This is a genomic window from Chryseobacterium rhizoplanae (genome assembly GCF_900182655.1).
Taxonomy (GTDB): domain Bacteria; phylum Bacteroidota; class Bacteroidia; order Flavobacteriales; family Weeksellaceae; genus Chryseobacterium; species Chryseobacterium rhizoplanae.
Genome location: NZ_FXTC01000001.1, coordinates 659,307 through 682,062, shown reverse-complemented (window position 1 = coordinate 682,062; position 22,756 = coordinate 659,307). Strand labels below are relative to the sequence as shown.

Sequence of the window (22,756 nt, the reverse complement as noted above, 5' to 3'; positions counted from 1 at the left end):
GAAATCAACGATTCGACGTAGTCAAACAAAAGAAACAAAAATTCAAGACTTGGAAATGAAAAGCTAAAAATAACCTATACTCTGTAAAAATTCTAAAACTTGCGAGAATTCAATATTCATTCTTCGGTTATGAATTTATGTCGCGCTTCAAACAGTAGAATTTTCTTAACGTTCGCATAGTTTATTTTCTTAACGCATTCATTTCCTATGTCATTTATTAATATTTCAGTTTGTCATTCTGAAAGAATCCTTAAGTTTTGGCTAAAGCCTAATCTGATTGTATATTCTTAAGCGGACTAAAGTCCGCTCCTATTGATTAAAAACATTGTGTTTATTCGTGAAAATATTTGTTTCATTTGTGTTTAAACTTAATTTACTCCAAAAGAAAATGCTTCCCACATCATGTTGAAAGCATTTTCAAATCTAATAATTTATATATAAAAACAATAACTATAAACTAACGCCTCGTCTCCAGGGGATAAAATCGTTCTGATTGAGAATTGCCGCTTTGGTTTTTACCTCTCCGCTGGCCACTTCTATGATAAATTCTAACAGTTCTTCTGCTTTTTCGTCTATTGATTTTTCCCCTGTAATCACGTCTCCTGTATTGAAATCGATGATATCGGGCATTCTTTCTGATAACGATGTATTTGAGGAAATTTTCACTACGGGAACCACAGGATTTCCTGTAGGAGTTCCCAGACCCGTTGTGAATAAAACAACATTGGAGCCCGAGCCCACTAAAGCTGTAGTACATTCCACATCATTTCCGGGCGTACACAGTAAATTTAAGCCCGGTTCTTTGATGTATTCTGTAAAATCAAGTACATCATTTATTGGCGATGAACCTCCTTTTTTAGCTGCTCCTGCAGATTTCATAGCATCTGTTATTAGGCCATCTTTAATATTCCCCGGTGACGGATTCATATCAAAGCCAGATCCTGCAGCAACAACTGAATTTTCAAAATCTTTCATTAATTGTAAAAATCTTTCTGCATCTTCTTCTTTCACGCAACGGTTGACCAGTTCCTGCTCTACTCCGCATAGTTCCGGGAATTCTGAAAGAATAGTTGAGCCTCCGATTCCTGCCATTAAATCTGACAGCTGCCCTAAAACCGGGTTTGCAGAAATTCCTGAGAAACCGTCTGAACCACCGCATTCCAATCCTAAAACAAGCTTAGAAATGGGTGCAGGTTTTCTTTCTATCTCATTCGCCTGTTTGATGGCTTCGTAAGAATCTTTAATAATTCCGCTTAACATTTCATCTACCGTTCCGGACTTTTGCTGTTCGTAAACGATAATTGGCTTTTTATTATCCGGACTGATTTTTTCCAGGGCATCTTTAAAAATCTGAACCTGTAAATTCTGACAACCCAGGCTTAAAACGGTTGCTCCGGCTACATTCGGATTGTTAACATATCCTGCAAGCAATCTTCCCAATGCTTCAGCATCCTGACGAATTCCACCACAACCGCCCTGATGTGTAATGAATTTAACTTCAATATTTTTAAATACTCTTGAATCCCGCTCATCTTCAACAGCAGTTTCCGTTTCGGAATTATTAATTAATGATCTTAGCAATAACTGGTGTTTTGTCACTTTTTCAAACAACAGTTCTTTTTCAAAAACATCCTTTAAAATCTCAACATTTCTGTTTTCACAAAAAACCAGCGGAAAAAATAACCAGACATTTTCTGTACCCACCTGTCCGTCTTCACGGTGATAGCCCATAAATGTTTTATCTTTCCATTTATCAACATTGGGAGCGGTCCAGGAAGTGGTTTCTGTTTTGCGTTCTACTTTTGCACTTTGATGTTTTACGTTTTCGGTGGTAATCACTTCTCCTTTCCGGATCGGCTGGCTGGCTTTTCCCACCAAAACTCCGTACATGATAATAGAATCACCTACGGCAAGATGTTCGGTCACGAATTTGTGTTTCGCCTTCGTGTCTTTTATAATTTCATAAGTAAGTTCACCCAAAGTAACAGTTTCCCCCTGCGCCAGATCTACCAGTGCGACCGCTACATTATCCTTGGGATTTACTTTTAGTACTTTCTTTTGCATTTTTTCTAAGAATAAAATTGTATAAAGTTGTGATACGCAGTTTCTACATTGTTGTGGTCTATTTCCCACAAAGCTTTTGCTACTGCATCTTTCAGTCCGTCAACCTGACTAAGGTCTGTATCCCAGAAAGCGGTTTCACTTAATGATAATTCTGCTACTTTCCCATAATCTCCGTTTGTCCAGATTTCTTTGAATTGAGCAACAATGGATTCTTCATCATTAATTGGCAAAGATTTTTCACCAAAATTTCCCTGATAGAATCTGATTAAACTTGCCAAAGAGAATACCAGATTTAGTGGTAATTTTTTGTTGATTTCAACATAACCCAGTAAGCTCGGAAGGATTCTTACTTTAAATTTAGAAACAAAATACAGTGCAATGCTCGCCTGATAATGTTTAATAAAAGGATTTCTGAATCTGTCAAAAACTTCTTCTGCAAAATCTTTCAGTTCCGTTTCATCAAGACCTAAGGTCGGATTCACTTCATTAAAAATGGTTTCACCTAAAAACTTCCCGATAAATGCATCATCAATAGATTCTTTTACCGTTTCCTTACCTGATAAAATTGCCGGAGCCAGCATTAAGGTATGACCACCATTCAGGATTCTCACTTTTCTCAAACGGTACGGCTGAATATCATCAACCACCAAAATCTGTTCGTTAATTTTGTCGAAAGGAATTCTCTCTTTTAAATTTCCGGCATCCTGAATTACCCAAAGTAAGAATGTTTCAGAAACAACCATCATCTGATCTTCATAATCCAACTGATCTTCGTATGATTCTGCATCATCTTTCGGATAACCCGGAACAATCCTGTCGACCAATGTATTATGGAAATAATTACTTTGATTAATCCATTGTGCAAAATCAGGATCTAAATTCCAAAGTCGGGCATACTTCAGGATCATATCTCTCAACGAAAACGCATTGTCTTCAATCAATTCACAAGGAATAATTCTTACTCCTTTATCTGCCGCTCCGTTGAAATGTCTGAATCTCTCGTGTAATAAAACCGTTAGTTTTGCAGGGAAATTCTTGTGCGGACCAACGTAATCATCTTCTGATTCGTCATAAGCAATTCCTGTTTCTGTTGTGTTTGAGAAGATAAATTCTAATTCCTCTTCTTTCGCCAACGCCAAGAATTCATCATAATTTGTATAAGGATTAATCGACTTCTGAATCGCAGAAATTACTTGTTTTGTATCAATAATTTCCCCTTTTTTAATTCCCCTTGAGAAAAGCGTGTATAGATTACCTTGTTCTTCCAATTTATGAACTGAACCGCCCACTGTTGGCTGAACGTTTACAATTCCGGCATTGAATCCCGCTTCTTTATTTAATTTATCAATGACATAATCTGTGAATCCTCTCATAAAATTTCCGCCTCCAAACTGCATTATTTTAATAGGAAGTTTTTCCTGAGAATGGTTTAATTCACGATTTAATTTTTGTTTTGTCTGATTTTCCATCTTTCTAATTTGAATTAAATGATATTTTTAATTCTATAAATTTTTTAATGCAAAGTCTGCAAAGTTTTTTTGCTAACATGCTGTATATTTTTAAGTTTCAAAGGCGTTTGACTACGTCGAATCTTTGATTTCACTCAGCGAAGAACGCTAATTTTCACCAAGATTTTTTTTCTACTGACTTATCACTTTATATTTTGGAACCAATATTTTCATTACTGTCCATGCGATAAGATATGCTACGGCACAGGCTGAAAATATGATCATATAGCCTTTGTCAATTCCGTCTACAACTACTGATCCTGATTTTTCCAACTGCTCAAAAAATCCGTCGGGTAATCTTTCGTTGATGTATTGAGGGTATTTTTCCAATAAAGGAATTCCGTCAACCGTGGACCAGGCTTTATGAGCATGATCGAACAATACGCCTGAAGATTTATTAATAATGAATGAACCGATTCCACCCGCCATTCCGCCAATTCCGGTAATGGTTGCAATAGCTTTTTTCGGAAACATATCGCCTACTGTCGAAAAAATATTCGCCGACCATGCCTGATGTGCTGCTCCTGCAATTCCGATAATTAAAACCGGAATCCAATACGTTATCGAACCTAAAGGTTGTGCTAAAAGGGCCAACAAAGGAAAAAATGCGAAAATCAGCATGGCTTTCATTCTTCCTGAGTAAGCATTCATGTCTTTCTTTTCCACAAAATATTTTGGAAGCCACCCGCCGATGATTGACAATAAAGTAATCATATAAAGAACGAATAATGGCAATGCACTTTGTGTAGAATCCATTTTGTAAACGGAACTTAAATAAGCCGGAGTCCAGAATAAAAAGAACCACCAAACGCCGTCTGTCATAAACTTTCCAAAGGCAAAAGCCCAGGTCTGTTTGTAACTGAAACATTCTTTGAAAGTGAACTTTTTTTCTTCTGTCTGCACAGTATTTTCTTCAACAGCAAAGTCTTGCTGATCCTGCTGAATATAGGTTAATTCATGCCCGTTAACTCTATGATGTTCGTGAGGCTTTTTGTAGTAGAAAACCCACAAACCCATCCATACAAATCCCAACGCTCCAATGATGATAAATGCCCATTCCCAACCCATGGCTTTTGCTATAAAAGGAATGGTAACCGGTGCTGCCAAGGCCCCAACCGTTGCTCCTGCATTGAAAATGCTTGTTGCTAAAGCTCTGTCTTTTTTAGGGAAATATTCCGCTGTAGTTTTAATTGCTGCCGGGAAATTTCCTGCTTCACCAATAGCCAGTACGAAACGTGCAAAAATAAACAGCGTTACACTCGTACTGATGATGGCAGAGGTATTGGAAACAGTAGAAATCAATTCTTTAGATCCGTGAAAGCCTGCCAACCAGTTTCCGGTAAGAATTCCTGAAGTTGCAATTCCGCAAAATGCATGTAGAACTGCACCGACAGACCAGATTCCGATTGCCCACAGGAAACCTTTTTTAGTATCCATCCAATCGACAAATTTTCCAGCGAAAAGCATTCCTACTGCATAGAAAATAGAGAATAATGCCGTGATATTTCCATAATCATTATTGTTCCAGTGAAATTCCGGTGCGATAAAATCTTTCCACGTCAAAGATAAAACCTGACGATCAAGATAATTGATCGTTGTTGCAATGAACAGCAAAAAGCATATCGTCCATCTGAAGTTGCTCGGTTTAAGAGACTTAACTGAACTCATATTAATTTTAGAATTAGTTTTGTTTGAATGTTTTTAAGACGTTTCACTCAGCCAGGATCACAAGGTGTTTCCAGCTTTCTTATTCATTATTATTTTAAAGTCTGAATAATTGCCAGAACTTTTACCGTTTCATTTTCTATCGTTGTATAGTCTTTAGCAAGCATTAATTCTTTGCTTACCAGTTTGCTTCCCATTCCTACTGCTGAAACACCGGCTTTGAACCAGCTTTCGATGCTTTCTTTAGTGGTATCTACTCCACCCGTCGGCATAAATTTCAGATTGGGGAAAACATCTTTGATCGCACTCATAAATCCGGTTCCTAAGGCGTTCCCGGGGAATAGTTTAATGAAAGTAACACCAGCATTTTCAGCTTCGATAATTTCAGTCGGCGTCATACAACCCGGACTGTACAACAGATCTTTCGGAATCAAAAATTCTGCAACCTCAGCTACGAAACCAGGACTGATAAAGAAATCTGCTCCTACTTTATAGTATTCTTCAGTTTGTTTCACATTTTTTATTGTACCAATTCCCAAAAGCATTTCCGGCATTTCTGCATTACGGATTTCTACCATTTTTGTAAAATTACTTAACGCAGCATCACCACGGCTTGTATATTCCACTGCACGAATTCCTGCTTTGTAAAGTGATCTCAGTATTTCCAGAGTTATTGTTTCATCAGTATTATAATATAGAGGCAAAACCCCTTGGTTGATGATCGTATTTGTAACCGATTGAATTTTTGTCATTTTCGTTAATTATTTTGTTTGAAAATAATCTTTGATGGGGTTTTATCCATCCTTTAGTATGCTGTCCCTTCGAGACTTTATCTTAATCTTTTCTTTTAACGCAAAGGGTGCAAAGCTTTTCTTTTTAAGGCCTGACGTGTATTTTAAGTTCGTAAAGGCGTTTGACTAGGTCGAATCTTTGATTTCACTCAGCGAAGTCGGCAATTTTTTAGTTTTATCGATAAGCCAATTGCCAAAAGCCAGCTACCTTTTTATTCTTCCGCCTGAACCTCCGTTCATGACTTCCAGAATATCTTCGACACTGCTGTAATTGATGTCCCCTAAAATGGTATGCTTTATCGCACAGGCTGCATTAGCGAATTTCAATGCTTTTTCGTCATCAAAGTTGATTAACCCATAGATCAAACCTGCTGCAAAAGCATCTCCTGTCCCGATTCTATCGACTACAGGATTAACTTCCAACAATTCAGTTTCAAAATAGCTATCGCCAATTAAAGCTCTTCCCTGTGTCTGCTGAGAACTTGCTGTAACGCCAATTCTTATTTTGTCAAAAATTTTATGAATAGAAGGAATTTGCTGTTTTAATTCTTTACATGCATCAATAAAACCTTCTTTATCTGATGAAAACTGAGTTCCGAGAATTTCATTAATTTCATTCACTCCACCGATAAAAATCGTTGAATAAGAAACCAGTTCTTTCAAAATTTCGTTTCCGTTTTTGCCGTATTTCCAAAGATTTGAACGGTAAGCAGGATCGGTTGTAATTTCGATTCCCAATTCACGGGCTGTTTGTAAACCTTCTTTCAGACTTTCATAAGCGGCTTCGGAAATTCCTGGACTGATGCCTGTCCAATGGAAATACTGGCAGCCTTTAAGGGCTTTTTTCCAGTCAATCTGTTCAGGCTTACTATTGGCAAAAGAACCGTTCAGTCTATTGTAAGCAATCCTGCTGGCGCGAACTGATGAGCCTACTTCTAAAAAGTACAAACCTAAAGGATGTTCATTTTTGTTGATAAATGTGGTGTCAATCCCAAAACTTTTAATGAAGGAAATGGCCGATTCACCTACAAAATCATCAGAAACGCTGCTGATATGTCTTACATCACAACCCATTGTTGCCAATGAAGATGCTACATTAAGCTCCGTTCCGCCGAAAAAGAATTCCATTTCATGGCTTTGCTTCATGGTTCTGTTTCCGGGTGGTGAAAGTCGCATGATGACTTCCCCGAATGTGACTATTTTGCTGCTCATTTTTTTATCAACCTTTTATTTTTTATCTCTCGCAGATTTAGCAAATCTGGCAGATGATTATGTTTAAAAAATCTGCTCAATCTGCGAGAGATTTTTTATTTAATCTGAAATTTAAAAATCAAAATAATTTTTTGCGTTATGATAACAAATATCTGAAATGGTCTTACCAATCAGTTCGATATCATCAGGTAATTCACCGTTTTTCATTTCTTCTCCGAAAAGGTTACACAATACTCTTCTGAAATACTCGTGTCTCGGGAAAGAAAGAAAACTTCTGGAATCTGTCAGCATTCCAACGAAACAGCTGATCAACCCCATGTTTGAAAGAGCATTCATCTGCTTGATCATACCGTCTTTCTGATCAAGAAACCACCATCCTGATCCGAACTGTACTTTTCCTTTGATGCTTCCATCATTGAAATTCCCAATCATTGTCGCAAAAACCTCATTGTCAGCAGGATTTAAATTGTATAAAATGGTTTTTGTTAACTTATCTTTTCCGTCTAATGTATTCAGTAATTTAGACAGGGTTTCAGCCTGAACGAAGTCACCTATAGAATCCCATCCCGTATCAGGACCAAGAATTCTGTGCATTCTTTCATTATTATTTCTCAATGCTCCAAGATGAAACTGCTGAACCCAACCATATTTGTGGTACGCTTCTCCTAAAAATAATAAAATGGCAGTTTTGAATTGATTCACCTGCTTTTCAGCAATTACTTTTCCTGAAATTTTATCATTAAAAATTGCGTTTACTTCTGCTTCTGAAGCTTCTTCAAAAGAAATATTATTTAATCCGTGGTCGCATAATCTGCAACCGTTTTCATGGAAGTATTCAATTCTTTTGATTAAAGCATTACATAAAGTATGATAGGAATTAATTTCAATTCCGGCAGATTCGCCTAATCTTGAAATATAATCCGCAAAGTTGTGATTTTCAATTAAAATTGCTTTATCAGGACGGAAAGCGGTACTTACTTTAATACTGAAATCGCTTTTTGCCAGATCCTGGTGATAATTCAATAGATCTGTAGGATCTTCCGTAGTGCACAGAGATTCTACATTCATCATTTTTAATAAGCCTCTTGTTGATTTTTCAGGAGTATGAAGCTGAGCGGTGATATTTTCGTAGATTTCTGATGCGTTGTCTGCATTTAATAATTCATCAATTCCGAAATATCTTTTTAATTCCAGATGTGTCCAGTGGTACAAAGGATTTCTCAATGTATATGGAACTGTTTTTGCCCACGCCTCAAATTTTTCTTTATCTGAAGCGTCCCCCGTGATGAATTTTTCGTTCACTCCCATGGTACGCATAGCTCTCCATTTGTAATGGTCACCTGCAATCCAAACCTTTGAGATGTTATCGAAAACAGTGTCTTCCGCAATATCTTTAGGAATCAAATGATTATGATAATCAATGATGGGTTGTTTTTCCGCGTATCTGAAGTATAATTCTTCTGCGTATTTATTTTGTAATAAAAAGTTATCTGTAATAAAAGGTTTCATTCTAGTCTGATTCTGTTGTTACTCATTAGCAGGCTTCCCGATGGTTGCCAAAATACCTCCATCCACGTAGATGATCTGTCCGTTGATGAATCTGCTTGCGTCAGAAGCTAAGAAAATAGCTGTTCCTGCAAGATCTTCCGGATTTCCCCATCTTCCTTCCGGAGTTCTGCTGATGATAAAGTCATTAAAAGGATGTCCATCTACCCGGATTGGTTCTGTCTGAGAAGTAGCAAAATATCCGGGGCCGATTCCGTTTACCTGAATATTGTGTTTTGCCCATTCTGTCGCCAGATTTTTGGTAAGCATTTTAAGGCCGCCTTTTGCAGAAGCATAGGCTACTACATTGTCACGTCCCAGCTCACTCATCATCGAGCAGATGTTGATGATCTTACCGGATTTTCTTTTGATCATGTATTTGCCAACTAATTTCGACATGATAAAAGGTCCTGTAAGGTCTACATCGATTACTTTTCTAAAGTCTTCCACTTCCATGTCGATTGCCGGAATACGTTTGATAATTCCTGCATTGTTGACAAGGATGTCAATTTTTCCATGGGCAGCTTCCATTAAAGCTACTTTCTGAGCGGCTTCCAGCTCGTCTGTCACATCAAAAAGATAACCGGTTGCTTTATACCCTTTTGAATGATAGTAGTTTAAAGCTTCTTCTAATTTTGACGGTGTTGTACCTGTGATCGCCAGTTCAGCACCTGCAGCGGCAAGACCTTCTGCCATTGCCATTCCTAATCCGTGAGTACCGCCTGTAACGACTGCTACTTTACCGGATAAATCAAATAAATTCATTGGAAAAATTACTTTAGTTCGTTAGTTTTGATACCGTCCATATCACCGTAGTCCATATTTTCTCCGGCCATACCCCAGATAAAAGTATAATTGGAAGTTCCGACTCCTGAGTGGATAGACCATTCCGGAGACAATACCGCCTGTCTGTTGGTCATAAAAATATGACGCGTTTCATCAGGCTGTCCCATGAAGTGGCTTACTGTCTGCCCTTCTTCCAGATCAAAATAGAAATAGGCTTCCATTCTTCTGGTGTGAGTATGCGCAGGCATTGTATTCCAAACGCTTCCCGGGTGAAGTTCCGTCATTCCCATTTGAAGTTGGCAGGTTTCCAGTACAGAATTTACAATCAGTTTATTAATCGTACGCTTGTTGGCATATTTCTCTTCACCCAATTCTACAATTTCGGCTTCACTTTTCGTAATTTTTTTAGTTGGATAAGTCTGATGTGCGGGCGCTGAGTTGATATAAAAATAAGGTTGTGCATCACCTGATTTTTCAAAAACTACTTCTTTAGCTCCTTTCCCGATGTATAAGGCTTCTTTGTTTCCTAGCTCATATACGTCACCGTCTACTGTTACTTTTCCGGCACCGCCAACGTTGATTATTCCCAGTTCTCTTCTGTCAAGAAAATGCTGGGCTTTCAAATCGTCCGTAGGTTCCAGCTTCAAAGCCTGTGCTGAAGGCATAACACCTCCTACAATCAGCCTGTCATACATAGAATAGACTAATTTTATCTTATCTTCATTAAATAAATCATTGATTAGAAACTCCCTCCTAAGATCTTCAGTGGTATACTTTTTTACATCTTCGGGATGATGGGTGTAACGAAATTCTGATTGTGACATACTACTTATACTTTTCTTTTGCGGTTTTATCAAAACCTGTTAAACACTGTGTAATCGATTGCATAAAATTACACTAAAATCTGATAGAAATACTTATGGGATAAATATATAATTATTCTTTAATTAGTTAACAAAAAATTAATTTAAATATTTAAATACCTAATTTACAGTCAATTAATTTTAAAAATAACATAAAAAATCAGAAAACTCACAAGAAATTGTATGGAAGATATTAACCAAAATTAATGCTTAAATGATGTTTCAATATAAAACCATGCCAAAATAAAATAACAAAATCAAGATATTGATTTAATAATAATAAACCAAAATAACTGTATATATTGTACACAATAATAATAATTAATATAGAGTATAAAATTAAGCCAAGAATATTAACCTGAAAAGATGATAAAAATCAGAAATATTACAAAAAAATAATCTTGACTATTAGTTTTGGTAAATTTTTAAGAGTAAAAACGAATCAATTTTAGGCAAAAATTAAGTTTTAAATTAATAAAGAATAAAGAAAATTGATTTCTTTTACATCAATATCCCAAGCTAGCGTAAAATTAACAAACAGTTAATTTACAACACTTTAAAGTATTAGAACCATCCATTATTTTGCAAATCCACTCCTCTTTCAACAATCAAATTAATGAAAAAATAATATTTTTTTCTTTGCGTATTAAAAAATAATATTAGTTTAGAAGCCAGGATATTTGTCATGAAAATTTACGCAATCGATTGCACTCTAAAATGTGTATAATCTTTCATAAAATATTTGCCGCTAAAAATCAGTAGAATACTTTACAAATCCACACAAAACAAAACGATTGAAAAAAACTTTCAACCAACAATTAAAACTATAAGGATACAAAATGGATAAAAGAGTACATTCAATAAAGTGGTTATATTTAACTGTCTTTCTACTTCCTGTCCTTGCTACGGCTCAAGAAAAAGAAACTAAAAAAGAAACTGAAAAAAACATTGATGAAGTGGTTTTGGTTGGTTATTCTAAAGTTTCAAAAAAAGATGTTACCAATGCTGTTGGCTCCGTAAAAGCTGACGATGTAAAAGATATGCCTGTAAACAGTGCGGCAGAGGCAATTCAGGGAAGAGTTGCCGGTGTTCAGATCACGGCCAGTGAAGGTTCGCCCGGCGCTGAAGTTGAAATTAAGGTAAGAGGCGGTACTTCGATTACACAAAGTAATGCTCCTCTCTATATTGTAGACGGAATCCAGATGGATAACGCTCTGTCAATCATTTCTCCTAAAGAGATTGAATCTATTGAAGTTTTAAAAGATGCTGCTTCTACCTCTATTTACGGATCGCGAGGTGCCAATGGTGTTGTTTTGATCACCACAAAAGGCGGCCGCAAAAAAGCTGCTGCTCAAATCAACTACAGCGGTTATACAGGGGTACGAAAAATCACAAACACAATTCCTGTTCTTGATCCTTATGACTTTGTAATGTATCAGTATGAGCTTTACAATAAAAATGGTATTGCCGACGACATTACAGCGTTTACAACCCGATATGGTAATTTCAATGAACTTGCTGAGAAATACGGAAATATAAAGAAAAGAGACTGGCAGGATGAGCTTTTCGGAAAAGAGGCATTCAACTTCACTCATAATTTAAGCTTAACAGGCGGTTCCGATAAATCTGCCTTTTCATTGACTTTAAATCATGTGGAAGAAGATGGGATAATGCTCTCCTCCGGCTTCAGAAGAAGCATGGCCAATTTCAAATATGATTATGATATTTCAAAAAAACTGAAGGTTGGATTTAATGTCCGATACAGCCGTCAGCTGATTTCCGGAGCAGGAACTTCTGCAAGTGGATCTCAGGGTACCAACAGATTAAGAAACGCTGTAAGATATCAGCCTTTCGAAGGAGGCAGCAATGTTCCTATTGATGATTTTGATCCTAACTACGCCACATTAACAAATCTTGTAAATCCTTTAATTTTAAATGATAACGAAGTAAAGGACGCAAAAACAAATGATTTATTGTTAAATGCATATTTGAATTATAACATTACCAAAAACTTAACTTTCAGAAGTGTTGTAGGATATGTTCAGAAAGATAATTTTATTAATCAGTTCTGGGGCACCGTTACCAGTGATGCAAGATCGAATAACAATCAGCCGATTGTACAGTTAACGAGAAACCAGACCAGAAGAATTACCAATACCAACACTCTAAATTATACCCAAAAATTCGGAAATCATAAATTAGACTTATTATTGGGAGAAGAAACCGTACAGACTGACGGAGAAACCTCAAGTACATACACCAAATGGCTACCAGTATCTATTACACCTAATGAGGCTTTTGCTAATATCCAATCTGCAACTCCACCTTCAGGAATGATTCAGGATGCTCCCAAAACCGGTGCATTACCTCCAGACAGACTTCTTTCTTTTTTTGGTAGAGCAAACTACATTTTTAATAATAAATATATCATAACAGCCTCTATAAGAGCCGATGCGTCCAATGTCTTCGGAGTAGGAAACAGATGGGGAACTTTTCCTGCAGTTTCTGTAGCATGGAAACTTAAAGAAGAAAATTTCCTTAAAAGTAAAGAATGGCTGGAGGAGCTTAAATTACGTTTCGGATATGGTCTTGCGGGAAACAACAGAATTCCGGCCTACCTTTATGATACTTTCTTCACGACTTCCACCGACTACGGATATACCTTCGGAAGCGGTGTAACTCCGGGAGCTACTACAGGAAATACTTTGGCAAACAAAAACGTAACATGGGAAGCTACCGTATCTAAAAACTTAGGGCTCGACTTCGGGTTTTTTAACGGAAGATTATATGGTAGCATCGACGGATATATTACTGATACAAAAGATTTATTGGTCTTAGCAAAAATTCCTCAGACGTCAGGATATGAGTATCAGTATCAAAACTCAGGAAAAACACAGAACAAAGGTCTGGAATTTACACTGGGAGGACTTATTGTCAATAAAGAAAACTTTACATGGAAAACAGATTTCAACATTTCTACCAACAAAAATATTATTAAAAGCCTGGGGGCGAATGTTTCGGGAGGAAATGATTATTATCTGGTAGCTTCAGGATGGGTAAACAGTTTGTATGATTTCATTGCTAAAGTGGGAAATCCTGTAGGAACTTATTATGGATACGTAACTGAAGGACGCTATGAGATCAGTGATTTCGATTTCAACCCGACCACTCAGGCTTATACATTAAAAAACGGAGTTCCAAGCAGCAGTGCTGTAGCTAACGGTTCAAAACCAATCCAGCCGGGAGATCTTAAATTGAGAGACCTGAATGGTGACGGACAAATTACGGCAGCCGACCAGACCGAACTTGGAAATGCACAGCCAAAATTCTTCGGAGGTTTCAGCCAGACTTTCAGATACAGAAACTGGGATATGAGTTTATTCTTTAATTTCTCTATCGGGAACAAAGTATATAATGCCAATAAAATCGAGTTTTCCACTCAATATTTATACAGAGACAACAACATGTCTGCCGATGTTGCAGACAGATGGAGATGGTTCAATGATCAAGGAGTAAAAGTTACCGATCCTACTGCTTTGGCAGCGCTAAATGCAAACACAACCATGTGGACACCGCCACAAGGAAATTATATCCTCCATTCTTACGCCATCGAAGACGGATCTTTCTTAAGACTGAATAATGTTACAATAGGATATACCCTTCCAAAAAACTCATTGGAGATGCTTGGTATCAAAAATTTCAGGCTGTATGCTACGATAAATAATTTATTTACCATCACAGGTTACAAAGGATATGATCCTGAAGCCAGTACAAGAAGAAATCCTTTAACTCCGGGAGTTGATTATGCTGCATATCCTAGAAGCAGATTTATTTTAACAGGTATTGATTTAACCTTTTAATTGAAAATTAACATGAAAAAAACAATAATTATAATAAGTTGTATCCTATCTCTTACCACCATCCATTCATGTAGCGATTATCTTGAACCTGAAAACTATTCAAGTGTTGCAGAAGCTCAGCAATTCGATAGTGTATCCGACACATTTACCGCTTTAGTGGGAGTTTACAGCCAGCTTGCGGGTGATGACGGATACGGACAGAGATTAGCATTAATATATCCGCATTCAAGTGATGATTTCAGAACTTCGGGAGATTACAACTGTAATGACAGAAGAGGTCTCGCAACATTTGGTGCCTGCCCTACCAATACAGAATTAAATAAGCCTTTCTTAAAATTATATTCAGGAATTGAAAGAGCCAATCTTTGCATTAAAAATATACCGCTGTCCCCTGTTTACAAGACAGGTTCTGACGCTGATAAAAAATTAATGGACAGATATCTTGGAGAAGCTTTAACATTGAGAGCTCAGTTTTATTATGAACTGATCAGAAACTGGGGTGATGTACCTTTTCAGGACAAACCATCTGCAGATTATGACAATCTTTATTTAGCGAAAACTGACAGAGACGTTATTTACGAAAAAATGATTGCTGATCTTGCCCATGCTGCAAACTTAGTTCCGTGGAGATCCGAAGGAAGCACGACCAATGCCAGAATTTCCAAAGGTTTTGTAAAAGGATTAAGAGCAAGAATCGCATTAGCAAGAGCAGGATATTCTTTAAGAAGAAATCCACAGCAGATGGTGAAGGGAACCAATCCTCAAACCTATTATCAAATTGCTCTTGATGAATGTAAAGACATCATGAATCATACTGGTGAACATAGCTTAAACCCAAGCTACGAGCAAGTTTTCAAAGCTTTACATTCAAACTCGCAAGACACCACCAACGAAATCATTTTCTGTGTAGGAGCATTCGGAGGAAACGCAAGAACAGACAGTAAAATCGGTTACTATAATGGCTTAAAGCATGATGACAACTCCAGCTGGAAAGGCGGAGGAGGAATCAATGCCCTTCCGACTTATTTCTACGAATTCAGTAAATATGACTTGAGAAGAGATATGAACGTTGGAATTTTCAAAGTGAATAATTCTAATCAGGCTGAACTCGTAAATGCTATTTCTTTCACAGATTCTAAATACAGAAAGTCCTGGACCAATGTAACAGGACCTTCTCAAAATCTTGCTGTTGACTGGCCTTTGCTGCGTTTTTCAGATGTATTATTAATGTTTGCTGAAGCAGATAATGAACTTCACGGAGCGCCTTCTTCAGATGCCATCAATGCGGTAAAAGCGGTAAGAAACAGGGCTTACACAGGAAATTTAGGACAAGTTGGAACAATTCCTACCGATAAAAATGAGTTCTTCAATTATCTTGTTCAGGAAAGATTATTGGAACTGGGTTGTGAAGGGATCAGAAAATATGACTTGATCCGCTGGAATTTATTAGATGCTAAAATTACGGAAACAAGACAAAAATTAACCGCTTTTGCCAACGGAACAGGTCAGTATGCTAACGTACCATTGAATCTTTATTATAAGAAATCAGTTTACGATCCTACAAAAACGGCGCAGCAAAATATTAATGATATCGATATTTTCTTTACAGGAGGAGATAGGTCCCAGGTATTTTATCTGCCTTCTCAGGATGCAACTCCAGCAGGATATACTAAAATAGCGTGGAGAGCCGCAGTGTTAACAACATATATCAGCGATCCTGTAAAAGGTTTTGCGCAATATTTCCAGCCCAACAAAAGAGAATTATTGCCTATTTACAGTGATATCATTATGTCAAATTATAACCTTACACAAGATTACGGCTACTAGAAATTAAAAATACATTCATATTAAGTTGAGAATACAGGCTTGGCCTAGGCTAAGTCTGTATTTTAAATCACATTAAACCTTTATGAAAGCTCCTCTGATTAATATAAATTTTAACTTCATTTCAATACTTTCGATACTATTGTTAAGCCTTCTTTCTTTTAAAACTGCCGATAAAACGATCGTGGTTTCAAAAGACGGAAAAGGCAGCTTTACCACCGTACAACAAGCCATTGATGCCATTGAAAATGATTCTTCTATAAGGACAAAAATTTTAATTAAACCCGGAGTTTACAAAGAAAAAATCACCATTCCTGAAACAAAAGGACCCATTGTATTAGAAGGAGAAAACCCTCAGAACACCATCATTACGTATGATGATTTTGCTTCAAAAAAGAATGCAGAAGGAAAAGATATCGGAACCACAGGTTCTTCTACTATTTTTATTTATTCAAATAATTTCACAGCGAAAAACATTTCATTTGAAAACAGCTCAGGAAGAGTTGGGCAGGCCGTTGCCGTACTGACTTCAGGAGACAGAATCGCTTTTGAAAACTGCAGATTCTTAGGAAATCAGGATACCTTGTACTTAAAAGGAGTTCAGGATTCCACTGACAAGACAAAACCATCAAGAAATTACTTTAAAAACTGCTATATCGAAGGTACAACCGATTATATTTTCGGAGCCGGAACTGCCGTTTTTGAAAACTGCACCATTTATTCTAAAGAAACGGCAAGCTACGTTACAGCCGCTTCTACCCCACAGGAAAACGAGTTCGGATTTGTTTTTATCAATTCAAAAATCATCGGAAATGCCAAAGAAAACTCAGTGTATTTAGGAAGACCCTGGAGACCTTTTGCAAAAACCGTTTACATTGATTGCGAAATCAATTCTACCATAAAACCTGAAGGATGGCACAACTGGAGCAAACCTGATGCAGAAAAGACCACTTTCTATGCAGAATTCAACTCAAAAGGAAGCGGAGCCCATATTTCCAAAAGAGTTCCGTGGTCACATCAATTAACAAAAGAAGAAAGAAAAAAATACACTACAGAAATTATTTTAAAAGGAAACGACCGTTGGAACATCAAAAAAAGTTTGAAATAAACCTAATCCAAATCCAAAACACCAAGAATTTTCAATCATGAAAAAACACTTCAAAAAAATGTTCACGATAGGGACCTTATGTGGTATTGCTATGTTGACCAATGCTCAGGAAGTCTTGAGTTTTCCGGAAGCAGAAGGTTTCGGAAGATATACAACAGGTGGCCGCGGCGGAAGGGTTTATTTCGTAACAAAACTAACAGATGATGGCTCAGAAGGCACTTTAAGATATGCTTTAGACCAAAAAGGTCCGAGATATATTGTGTTTAAAACCGGCGGAACCATTTATCTGGAATCCCCTTTAAAGATAAAGGAAGGCGATGTTACCGTTGCCGGACAAACCGCTCCCGGAGATGGAATTACAGTTGCCAATTACGAAACTTTCATAGGCGCAGACAATGTAGTTATACGTTACATACGATTCAGAATGGGCGATCAGAAAAATTTTGAAGGCGATGCGTTAGGGGCAAGATTTATCAAAAATCTAATCGTTGATCATTGCTCTATGAGTTGGTCAACAGATGAAACAGTATCCATTTATGTGAATGAAAACACCACGCTTCAATGGTGCGTGATCGCAGAAAGTTTAAGAAATTCGGCTCACCGGAAAGGCGCTCACGGATATGGCGGAATTGCAGGAGGAAAATTTGCAAGTTTTCACCATAATCTCTACGCTCATCACGACAGTAGAAACCCGAGATTGGGAGAATATGCGGGAAGTAAATTTGCCCTGACCGATCTTACCGATTTCAGAAATAATGTGATCTACAACTGGGGACACAACAATATCTACGGTGGTGAAGGAATGAACGTAAATATGGTTAATAATTACTACAAACCGGGACCTGCAACCATGACCAGACAGAGAATTGTTGCCATTGATAAAAATGAAAAACCAGAGACAGAAGTTTACAATATCTGGGGGAAATATTACATCAGCGGAAATGTGATTGAAGGAAATGCAGAAGTAACAAAAGACAATTGGACACAAGGAGTTTTCGCACAGATGAAACCGTCTTATAACCTGATGGAAAAAGATAAAAATGAAATAAAAATCAACAAGCCTCATGATATTCAGAATAATGTAAAAACTGATGCTGCGAAAGCAGCTTATGATAAAATTTTACAGATCGGCGGTGCCAGTTTAGTAAGGGATGCCGTGGATTTACATGTTTTAAAAGATGTAAAAAACGGAAGCTTCACTTACAGCGGTTCAAAAGGAAGTTCCAACGGAATCATAGATTCTCAAAAAGATGTCGGCGGATTTCCAGATTTAAAAACAGGCAACCCCCTACCCGATTCGGACAACGACGGGATGCCTGATGAATGGGAAATTAAGAATAAATTAAATCCAAAAGTGGCCAATTCCAACGAACGGGATTTGGACAAAAACTATGATAATATTGAAGTATATTTTAATGATCTGGTTAAAAAAATAACCGAAAGACAATACCAATAACCATGAAAACTTTTAGTTAAAAGAACCAGTTATCTAATAAAAAATATTATGAAATTCAACTTGTTTAGAATAATAATGGCAGGAGCATTTTTGAGTTCAGCATTTTCTCTGGCTCAGACTTCTGTAATTGAAAAAATTAAGAAAAATCCAAAAGCTCCCTTTTCCTATGCAGAACTTTCCGTAAAAGATGGCGGAAAATGGGAAGGTAATCAATACATTGGAGGAACTTTCAAAAATATTCAGGAAATCACTCTTCCTGAATCTCATACCGATCATTCTTACTATATCCGATATGAAGGTATCGGACTGGAAAACAACCAGATCGGCTACAGATTATATCTGGACTGGAGAAATGCTACGGATATTTTCGGTAAAAAAATAAACACTTTGGTTTTACCTGAAGTCGGACAAGACGGCTTTGAATCCTATCATCACGATGCCCCCTGGGGACAGGATATCTTGAAATCCGGCCGTACGATTGGCATCGGTTCTTATGGAAGATATGATGAACAAAATGATTTTGTTGAAACTTTTAAAATTGTAAAAAATACAGCCGTAAAAGTTGTTAATGAAAAAGACCAGTCTTACGCATCTATCGATTATAAAGGCTGGAAAACCTGGGGAAATCCCATCGATTTACAGTCAAAACTGACGATTTTCAACAGAGACAGGTTTGTAAAAGTAGATTTAAACTTAAGAAATACCATTTCAGGATTATGTACCGGAATTGTTGCTTTTAAAAATATTCCGTTAAAACAGGGAATCAGTAAAAATAAAAAATGGGGCTATATTGCTACTTATGGCAATCAAACCGAAACGAAAAAAGATGACAATCTGGGGATGGCTATCTTTTATCCTCTCGAAAGTTTTGATAAATATGTAAAAACAAAATCAACGCATACCGTGGTTTTCAAGAAAACAAAGAATGTCTCTTATTACTTTTTAGGAGCCTGGTCATTGGAACCAAACGGTTTGATAACAGAAGAAGCATTTTATCAGGACCTGGATAAAAAACTGGAAATTTTAGATAAAAATAATCAACTTTAAAGTTTAGATCATGAATTTCATTAACAATACAATAAAAGCATATGCAGTGGCCATTTTAGGTTCAGGAATGTTCCTTGCATGTGCTCAAACCAAAAATGTAACCGCAGCAAAAACTTCAACAGAAACTTCAAAATCAGGAAAAATAATTCCTTCCAATTTGAAATGGTCAGAAAGAATGCTGCTTTCCGAAATACATAGATTCCCCCAAGCCTGGATGCTTGATTTCAGTAAAAGCCCGAAATGGACCTATCCATCAGCGATAGTTTTGGACGGTGCAGAAAAAGTATATGCAAAAACAGGCAAAAAAGAATATTACGATTATATCAGCGGTTTCGGTGAAGACCTGATTAAAGAAGACGGTACAATCCTTACCTACGACATTTCTAAGTATAATATTGACATGCTCAACAGCGGAAATGTTCTTCTTTACCTTTATGAAAAAGAGAAAAAAGAGAAATACCTGAAGGCTCTTCAGACTTTACGTTTACAAATCGATGGGCAGCCCAGAACCAATGAAGGATCTTTCTGGCATAAAAAAATCTATCCTTACCAGGTTTGGCTGGATGGACTTTATATGGGAATGCCTTTCTACACACACTATACAAAAGATTTTATCAAAGGCGCAGATGCTCAGAAAGCGTATGATGATATTGTTTTCCAATTTGATTCCGTTCAGAAAAATCTTTTAGACAAAAAAACAGGACTTCTTTATCATGCCTGGGATGAAAGTAAAAAAGAAGCCTGGGCCAATAAAGAAACCGGACTTTCCCCAAATTTCTGGGGAAGAGCGATGGGCTGGTACGGAATGGCCATGGTAGATGTATTGGATTATTTACCTAAAAACCATCCGGGAAGAGCAAGATTAATTTCTTACCTACAATCTTACGCAGATGCCGTCATTAAAGTTCAAGATAAAAAATCCGGTCTTTGGTATCAGATTTTAGACAAGCCTTTGGAAAAGGGTAATTATGAAGAAGCGACAGCGTCAGCAATGTTCGTTTATACGATCATTAAATCGGTTAACGAAGGTTATCTTCCAAAATCATACAAAGCTGCTGCAAAAAAAGGTTACGACGGAATTATCAAAAATTTAATAACGGTTGATGAAAACGGCGTGGTTAATTTAAATAAATGCTGTGCCGTTGCCGGATTAGGAGGAAAACCTTACAGAGACGGTTCTTACGAATATTATGTCAACGAAGAAGTCCGTTCAAATGACGGAAAAGGAACAGGACCATTCATTTTGGCAAGTTTAGAATTTGAAAAATAAATCAAGAACCGCAAGCTGATTCCTATTACCTAAATAATGAATCTGATTTTATGAAGACAAAACTTTTAAATATAGCAGCGATCATATTATTTTCAGCTGCCCCAACATACCTCAACGCACAGGAGAAAAACATTGTTTCTGAAGTCTGGACTGCAGATCAGGGGAAAAATTACAGAAATCCGGTTTTATACGCCGATTATTCTGATCCGGACGCTATTCGTGTTGGTGAAGATTATTATATGACCGCTTCAAGTTTCAATGAAGCTCCGGGACTGCCCATTCTTCATTCAAAAGATATGGTCAACTGGGAACTGATGAATTATGCACTTCCTGATGTACTTCCAAACAACCATTTTTCCACACCAAAAAGAGGTGACGGAGTTTGGGCACCCAGTATCAGATTCCACAAAGGTGAATTTTACATCTATTGGGGCGATCCCGATTTTGGAATTTACATGGTGAAAACTAAAAATCCGCTGGGAACCTGGGAGAAGCCTGTTTTGGTAATGGAAGGAAAAGGTTTAATCGACTCCTGTCCGTTTTGGGATGAGGATGGAAATGCTTATTTAGTACATGGTTGGGCAGGAAGCCGCGCCGGAGTGAAAAGTATTCTGACTCTTAACAAAATGAATCCCGAAGGAACAAAAGTCCTGGATAAAGGGGTTCACATTTTCGATGGCCACGATGCACACCCAACAGTGGAAGGTCCGAAAATGTATAAAAGAAACGGTTATTACTACATTTTTGCTCCTGCAGGTGGTGTAGCAACCGGTTGGCAATTGGTATTAAGATCAAAAAATATTTACGGACCCTACGAAGAAAAAGTAGCGCTGGAACAGGGATCAACAAAAATCAACGGACCTCATCAGGGTGCTTGGGTAGATACACCTTCAGGGGAAGATTGGTTCTACCATTTCCAGGATGTGGATGCGGGCGGAAGAATCGTTCACTTACAACCGATGAAGTGGGAAAAAGACTGGCCTATCATCGGGATCGATAATAATAAAAACGGAATCGGAGAGCCGGTTTTAACCTATAAAAAACCCAACGTGGGAAAATCCTACCCTGTCGCTACTCCTCCTGAAACAGATGAATTTGATGGTGAAAAATTAGGAATTCAATGGCAATGGAGCGCCAACGAAAATATCGTGTGGTCTTCTAAACTTCCCGGACAGAAATTTTTAAGATTATTTTCAATAAAAGTTCCTGAAGGTGAAAAAAATCTATGGAATGTTCCGAATCTGTTAACCCAAAAATTCCCAGCCCCGAATTTTGCAGCTTCTACCAAAGTAAAATTAACTCCCGAAGATGCTAAAGAAGGCAAAACTGCAGGTTTATTAGTAATGGGATTAGATCATGAGTCAATTGTGATTACCAATAAACCCGATGGATTCTATATTCAGTTAAGAAGAGCTGAAAAAGCAGATAAAGGAGGTGAAGAGAAGGTTCTGTTTGAAACAAAATTAAAAGGAAACGAAGTCTATTTAAAAGTAAATGTAAGTGAGCCGAACGGCCTATGCCAGTTCAGTTACAGTGAAAACGGAAAAAATTTCATAAAAGCAGGTGACGTTTTTCAGTCAAAACCCGGAAAATGGATCGGTGCAAAAGTCGGTTTATATAGTATAAGTACTGCAAAAGCACCTCGTGGAGGATATGCAGATTTCGACTGGTTTAGAATTACTAAAAAGTAGAATTAGGATTGGATGTTACAAAGACATAAAGAAGCTTTAAAGGTACTCACATTGAGAGGCAAGGAT

15 protein-coding genes are annotated in these 22,756 nt (G+C 37.3%); 7 read left to right on the top strand and 8 right to left on the bottom strand.

Features of this window, described 5'->3' with window-relative positions; all coding sequences use genetic code 11:
• Positions 1-450: 450 nt before the first annotated feature.
• From FN817_RS02975 to kduI, 8 genes are all read right to left on the bottom strand, one after another.
• Positions 451-2,064 carry a UxaA family hydrolase gene (locus FN817_RS02975; protein WP_142716649.1) on the bottom strand — a complete coding sequence of 538 codons (1,614 nt, stop codon included), beginning with the start codon at positions 2,062-2,064 and terminating at the stop codon, positions 451-453.
• 5 nt (positions 2,065-2,069) lie between these two features.
• A complete protein-coding gene (locus FN817_RS02970) occupies positions 2,070-3,533 on the bottom strand; it encodes a tagaturonate reductase (RefSeq protein WP_142716648.1) in 1,464 nt (487 codons plus the stop codon).
• A 171-nt stretch (positions 3,534-3,704) separates the two neighbouring features.
• Positions 3,705-5,240: an MFS transporter gene (locus tag FN817_RS02965; RefSeq protein ID WP_142716647.1), complete on the bottom strand. Its 1,536-nt coding sequence runs from the start codon at positions 5,238-5,240 to the stop codon at positions 3,705-3,707.
• Between the two features lie 89 nt (positions 5,241-5,329).
• Complete coding sequence (locus FN817_RS02960) at positions 5,330-5,989, bottom strand: beta/alpha barrel domain-containing protein (RefSeq protein WP_142716646.1); 660 nt, start codon at positions 5,987-5,989, stop codon at positions 5,330-5,332.
• Between the two features lie 243 nt (positions 5,990-6,232).
• Entirely contained in the window at positions 6,233-7,240 is a 1,008-nt protein-coding gene (locus FN817_RS02955; protein ID WP_142716645.1) for a sugar kinase, read from the bottom strand.
• Between the two features lie 111 nt (positions 7,241-7,351).
• Entirely contained in the window at positions 7,352-8,749 is a 1,398-nt protein-coding gene (gene uxaC / locus FN817_RS02950; protein WP_142716644.1) for a glucuronate isomerase, read from the bottom strand.
• A gap of 18 nt (positions 8,750-8,767) precedes the next feature.
• A complete protein-coding gene (locus FN817_RS02945; RefSeq protein WP_142716643.1) occupies positions 8,768-9,550 on the bottom strand; it encodes a gluconate 5-dehydrogenase in 783 nt (260 codons plus the stop codon).
• Positions 9,551-9,558: 8 nt separating this feature from the next.
• Positions 9,559-10,395, bottom strand: coding sequence for a 5-dehydro-4-deoxy-D-glucuronate isomerase (gene kduI, locus FN817_RS02940; RefSeq protein WP_142716642.1), 837 nt, complete (start codon positions 10,393-10,395; stop codon positions 9,559-9,561).
• A gap of 878 nt (positions 10,396-11,273) precedes the next feature.
• Here kduI and FN817_RS02935 point away from each other — a divergent pair.
• The 7 genes from FN817_RS02935 (at position 11,274) to FN817_RS02905 (ending at position 22,690) form a co-directional block, all read left to right on the top strand.
• Positions 11,274-14,294: a SusC/RagA family TonB-linked outer membrane protein gene (locus FN817_RS02935; RefSeq protein ID WP_142716641.1), complete on the top strand. Its 3,021-nt coding sequence runs from the start codon at positions 11,274-11,276 to the stop codon at positions 14,292-14,294.
• 12 nt (positions 14,295-14,306) lie between these two features.
• Positions 14,307-16,121, top strand: coding sequence for a RagB/SusD family nutrient uptake outer membrane protein (locus FN817_RS02930; protein WP_142716640.1), 1,815 nt, complete (start codon positions 14,307-14,309; stop codon positions 16,119-16,121).
• An 82-nt stretch (positions 16,122-16,203) separates the two neighbouring features.
• On the top strand, positions 16,204-17,226 hold the full coding sequence (locus tag FN817_RS02925; RefSeq protein WP_142716639.1) for a pectinesterase family protein: 1,023 nt from the start codon (positions 16,204-16,206) through the stop codon (positions 17,224-17,226).
• Positions 17,227-17,263: 37 nt separating this feature from the next.
• Positions 17,264-18,682 (top strand): pectate lyase family protein, encoded by a 1,419-nt coding sequence (locus tag FN817_RS02920; RefSeq protein WP_142716638.1) that lies wholly within the window; start codon positions 17,264-17,266, stop codon positions 18,680-18,682.
• Positions 18,683-18,757: 75 nt separating this feature from the next.
• The gene (locus FN817_RS02915; protein WP_228451455.1) at positions 18,758-19,729 is read left to right on the top strand and encodes a DUF4861 family protein; all 972 of its coding nucleotides are present in this window, start codon (positions 18,758-18,760) and stop codon (positions 19,727-19,729) included.
• A gap of 10 nt (positions 19,730-19,739) precedes the next feature.
• Positions 19,740-20,999, top strand: a complete 1,260-nt coding sequence (locus FN817_RS02910; RefSeq protein WP_142716636.1) for a glycoside hydrolase family 88/105 protein — start codon at positions 19,740-19,742, stop codon at positions 20,997-20,999.
• A gap of 50 nt (positions 21,000-21,049) precedes the next feature.
• Positions 21,050-22,690, top strand: coding sequence for a glycoside hydrolase family 43 protein (locus FN817_RS02905; RefSeq protein WP_185149888.1), 1,641 nt, complete (start codon positions 21,050-21,052; stop codon positions 22,688-22,690).
• Positions 22,691-22,756 lie beyond the last annotated feature (66 nt).